The sequence below is a fragment of the Aeromicrobium sp. genome (assembly GCF_050700635.1).
Classification (GTDB): Bacteria; Actinomycetota; Actinomycetes; order Propionibacteriales; family Nocardioidaceae; genus Aeromicrobium.
The window spans coordinates 1-4,528 of the sequence record NZ_JBOHDT010000091.1; the positions used below are offsets into that span (position 1 = coordinate 1).

The following is a 4,528-nucleotide window of genomic DNA, read 5'->3' on the forward strand; positions in this document are numbered from 1 at the left end:
CTCAGCGACCTGTTCATCGACGGTCAGCCGTCCCAGATCGTCCATCCCGAGGCAGGCAAGTGGCTGATCGCGCTGGGCGAGGCCGCGTTCGGGATGGACTCGTTCGGCTGGCGCGTCAGTGCCGCGGTCATCGGCGCCCTGACGGTCCTCGTGCTGGCCCGGCTGGTCCGGCGGCTGACGGGTTCGACCGTCATCGGCTGCCTGGCCGGTCTACTGCTCGCCCTCGACGGGGTCCACCTCGTCCTGTCCCGACTGGCATTGCTCGACGTCTTCCTGACGTTCTGGATCGTCTGCGCGGTGGCGTGCCTCGTCGCCGACCACGACTGGATCACCAAGCGGCTCGATCGCTATCGCGTGCTCCGGCCGTGGCAGTTGCTGGCCGGTGTCTGCTTCGGGCTGGCCTGCGGGACCAAGTGGAGCGGCCTCTATGTGCTCGCGGTCTTCGGCCTTGCGGCGGTGGCGTGGGAGGTCGTGGCGCGGCGGCGACATGGACGATCCTGGCTCACCTCCACCTTGGCCGTCGGCGTTCCCGCCTTCGTGACTCTGGTGGGCGTCGCCGCCCTCGTCTACGTCGCGACCTGGACCGGTTGGCTACTCAACGCCGACGTCTACGAGCAGCGATTCGGGCTCGGCCACGGCGACGAGGCACCGTGGGGGGCGTACGTGAAGTCACCGTCCGCCGGTCTGATCGGCCACACGTGGGATGCGCTGCGGTCGCTGTGGAGCTACCACCAGATGTCGTACCACTTCCACACCGGCGCGTACCTCGCCGCCCAGACGCACGACTACCAGTCACAGGCGTGGGGGTGGCTCGTTCTCGACCGCCCGGTCAGCGTGGCGGTCCAGCTCAAGGTGCCGGCCGTGCACTGCGGCGCTCCGTCGTCGTCGAGCTGCCTGCGGGAGACCCTGATCCTCGGCAACCCGGCGGTGTGGTGGCCATGCGTGGTGGCCTCGGTGGGGGCGGTCGCCGCGTGGATCGCCTTCCGCGACTGGCGCTGGTCGGTGCCCACCCTCGGTCTGCTGGCGACGTGGGCGCCATGGCTGCTGACGACGAACCGGCCGATATTCTCGTTCTACGCGGTGGCGAGCCTGCCCTTCATGATCATCGCGCTGTGCCTGTTCGTGGACCTGGCTCGACGCCGCCTCCAGTCGCCGCGCGGACGCTACGGCGTGTGGCTGGGCGCCGGGATCCTGGTGACTGCAGTCGTCATCGCCTTCTGGTTCTTCTTCCCGATCTGGACCTACGAGCTCCTGCCGTACGACTCCTGGCACGACCGGATGTGGTTCGACCGCTGGATCTAGCTCGTCTGCGTGCGGGCGCTCGCGCCGGCGAGGGCAAGCTCGATGACCCAGGCGATGTCGTCGGCCGCCTCGCTGGGCGACTTGGACGGACGCGTCAGCGCCGACAGCACGAGACGGACGATGGCCTCGGCCGCGACGTCGAGCTCGTCGTCGGTGAGCGGGAGCGGCGGGTAGAGGTCGCGGACGCACTCGGTGACCACGGAGACCGCGAGCTCGACGATCTCGCCTGACTCAGTGGTGAGGATGGTCAGGAAGTCGGCATCGTTCTCGCCGCTCACCGAGCCAAAGACGGTGCGCACCAGCACGCTCGACTCCCCGAGCTCGAGCGCACCCTGGCACGCCGAGCGGATGCCCGCGACGATGTCGGTCTCGGCGCCCATCCGCGCCCGGACGAGGTCGAGGAAGCGGCCCAGCTCGCGCAGCGTGAGCGCCTCGGCCAGACCATGACGGGTGCCCACCTCGGTGTGCACCGTCTGACGGCTCACGCCGACGGCCGAGGCGAGCTTGGCCATGGTGACCGACGCCCAGCCGGACGTCTCGATCATCTCGTACGCAGCGTCGAGCAGCCGCTCACGCAGCATTCCCTGCACCTCGTGACGGAAGCTGATGGTCACGGGTCGCCCTCCGGCCGCGAGCGGGTCTCGGCGGAGATGACGTTCCCATCCTGATCGTTGTGCTCGAACTCCTCGATCGGCAGGAAGTCGACCTGCTCGCGTACTCCGCAGTCGGGGCACGTCCAGTCGGGATCGATGTCGGCGAACGGCGTGCCGGGCGGCCAACCCTCGTGCGAGTCGCCTTTGCCCTCGTCGTAGACGTACTCGCAGTTGGGGCAGATCCAGCGCCCACTCAGACTGGGGCTCATGCCGCCTCCTTCACGCTGCCACTCCCATACTTGGCAACGTACTTCTCCGCGTTGCGCGGATGCAGGTTGGCGCGCGAGACGTCGCCGTCGAAGTGCTCGAGCACTCGGGGGTCCATGACGCGGCGCCAGATGGCCGGCACCCACGACAGGACGATCATCCCGGCGTAGCCGGTGGGCAGCGCCGGCGCCTCCTTGAAGTCACGCAGGGCCTGGTAGCGCCGCGTCGGGTTGGCATGGTGGTCGCTGTGGCGCTGGAGGTGGTATAGCAGCACGTTCGTGCCGATGTTGTTGCTGTTCCAGCTGTGGCTCGGGTTCGGGCGCTCGTAACGGCCGGAGTCGAGCAGCTGCCGCTTCATGCCGTAGTGCTCGAGGTAGTTGACGGATTCGAGCAAGGCGATGCCGAGGATCGCCTGGATGACGAGGTACGGGAGGATCTCCCAGCCGAACGCGATCATCAGGGCGCCCCAGAGCACGACGGAGAACGTCCAGGCGTTCATCAGATCGCTGCGCAGCGACCACGGCGACTGGCCGCGTCGGTCCAAGCGCTTCTTCTCCAGGCCCCACGCGCTCTTCAGGCTGCCCCACACGGTGCGCGGGAAGAACTCCCACACGGTCTCGCCGAGGCGTGCGCTTGCCGGGTCGGGAGGCGTCGCGACGCGGACATGGTGGCCGCGGTTGTGCTCGATGTAGAAGTGTCCGTAGAACGTCTGGGCCAGGGCGACGCGGGCGGCCCAGCGCTCCATCTGCTCCTTCTTATGACCCAGCTCGTGCGCGGTGTTGATGCCGATACCGGCGACCATGCCCAGGCCGGTGGCGAGGCCGATCTTCTGCACGACCGTCAGTGGGTCGTCGATGCCGGGCAGCGTGCCGCCGCCGAGCAGGTACGCGCCCCAGACGAGGCCGATGAGTTGCATCGGGATGAACGCGTAGGTGATCCAGCGGTAGTAGCGATCCTCCTCGAGTGCCTCGATGACCTCATCGGGCGGGTTGTTGGGGTCGAGCCCGGCGAGCAGGTCGAAGAGCGGGATCAGCACGAACACGAAGAACGGGCCGAAGAACCACGAGAGCGTCGAGCCGGTCCAGGCGTACAGGCCCCACATCGCGATCGGGATCAACGGGATGATGGCTCCCATGAGCCAGAGGTAACGCTTGCTGTCGCGCCAGCGCACGAGCTGGCCGTCGATGGTGGCTTCGATGGTCATGAGCGGATACTCCTTGGTCGCTTGACATGAAGGTACAACATGTCAAGCGACTTGACAAGTAACAATCCTGTGTCAAGTTGTGACCGGGGCCGCCAGCCGGAGTCCGACGAGCACCATTTCCGTCTTGGAGATGCAGGTCTGGAGCACGACGTCTCCGTCGGGCATGTCGTCCACAGTCGAGTCGTAGCGCCCGACGTACTTGATGGTCTCAGTGGTGTACAGACCCGGCACGACGCCTCGACCCGTCAGCTGGACGACGTCATTCGTGTCGAGCTTCGACATCCAGTCGGAACCGCCGCAGTAGTCGTGTTCGGCGACAAGCTTCGGATGCCCGGCGCCGAGATAGACCGCGACCGGCCCGGCGCAGGCGTCCAGCGCCGGCTCGACACTCTCGAGGTCGGTGAACTTCGCGACGGTGCGCGAGAACTTTGCATCCGCCGACACCGGCAGCGGTTCAGTGGGCAGGACGTCGAGATGGGCCGTGACGAAGTTCAGGTACGGGTCGACCCGCTCCTCGTCGTCGAGGGTCGGCACGGCAATAACGAGCGCCAGCGCGGCCACCGCGGCAGCCAGCACGGCGCGAGTGCGGCGCCTCATGCTCCCCACATCATCGCCATCTTCTGAGTTTACGTGTGCCCAGCGTGAGACGGTTTGTGCGGAACCGACATGGAGCAGGTATGAGCCCTTCGACCGAGGTCGCTGACGACGTCGAGCTGCTGACGCGTGCGCAGGAAGGCGACCGGCTCGCGTTCGCCGACCTGTACGACCGCCACGTCCGGCCGGTCTACTGGCAGGCCTACTCAGTCGTGCACGACGCGGGTGAGGCCGAGGAGGTCACGCAAGACGTGTTCGTCACCGCATGGCGCAAGATCCGCGCCATCACACCGGTCGACGGGTCGCTGCTGCCGTGGCTCCTGGTCACGGCGCGCTACACCGCGCTCAACGCGTACCGGCGGGCGTCGCGGCGACGAAACGATGCGCTGGACGACAACGTGCTCGAGGGCGCCGACTCGCCCGTCGAGCGAGAGATCGAGGCAGCTCAGGTGCGGGCCGAGATCGACAAGGCCGTCGCGGCGCTGGCCGAGAACGACCGCCGGCTCTACGAGCTGTGCGTCGAGGGCGACCGCACCTACGAGCAGGCGGCCCGCGAGCTCGGCGTCTC

6 protein-coding genes are annotated in these 4,528 nt (G+C 67.6%); 2 read left to right on the plus strand and 4 right to left on the minus strand.

Features of this window, described 5'->3' with window-relative positions:
* Positions 1-1,302: dolichyl-phosphate-mannose--protein mannosyltransferase (locus tag ACRDPN_RS07155; RefSeq protein ID WP_431446691.1), on the plus strand; the 1,302-nt coding region annotated here is incomplete at its 5' end.
* Here ACRDPN_RS07155 and ACRDPN_RS07160 read toward each other — a convergent pair.
* From ACRDPN_RS07160 to ACRDPN_RS07175, 4 genes are all read right to left on the minus strand, one after another.
* A complete protein-coding gene (locus tag ACRDPN_RS07160; RefSeq protein WP_431446692.1) occupies positions 1,299-1,916 on the minus strand; it encodes a TetR/AcrR family transcriptional regulator in 618 nt (205 codons plus the stop codon). The genes ACRDPN_RS07155 and ACRDPN_RS07160 overlap by 4 nt on opposite strands.
* The gene (locus tag ACRDPN_RS07165) at positions 1,913-2,164 is read right to left on the minus strand and encodes a rubredoxin (RefSeq protein WP_431446694.1); all 252 of its coding nucleotides are present in this window, start codon (positions 2,162-2,164) and stop codon (positions 1,913-1,915) included. The genes ACRDPN_RS07160 and ACRDPN_RS07165 overlap by 4 nt, the downstream gene beginning before the upstream one ends.
* Complete coding sequence (locus ACRDPN_RS07170) at positions 2,161-3,366, minus strand: alkane 1-monooxygenase (protein WP_431446695.1); 1,206 nt, start codon at positions 3,364-3,366, stop codon at positions 2,161-2,163. The genes ACRDPN_RS07165 and ACRDPN_RS07170 overlap by 4 nt, the downstream gene beginning before the upstream one ends.
* Positions 3,367-3,438: 72 nt before the next feature.
* A complete protein-coding gene (locus tag ACRDPN_RS07175) occupies positions 3,439-3,963 on the minus strand; it encodes a hypothetical protein (protein WP_431446696.1) in 525 nt (174 codons plus the stop codon).
* An 80-nt stretch (positions 3,964-4,043) separates the two neighbouring features.
* On the opposite strand from ACRDPN_RS07175, the gene ACRDPN_RS07180 reads away from it, so the two are divergent.
* On the plus strand, positions 4,044-4,528 hold a 485-nt coding region (locus ACRDPN_RS07180), incomplete at its 3' end, for an RNA polymerase sigma factor (protein WP_431446697.1).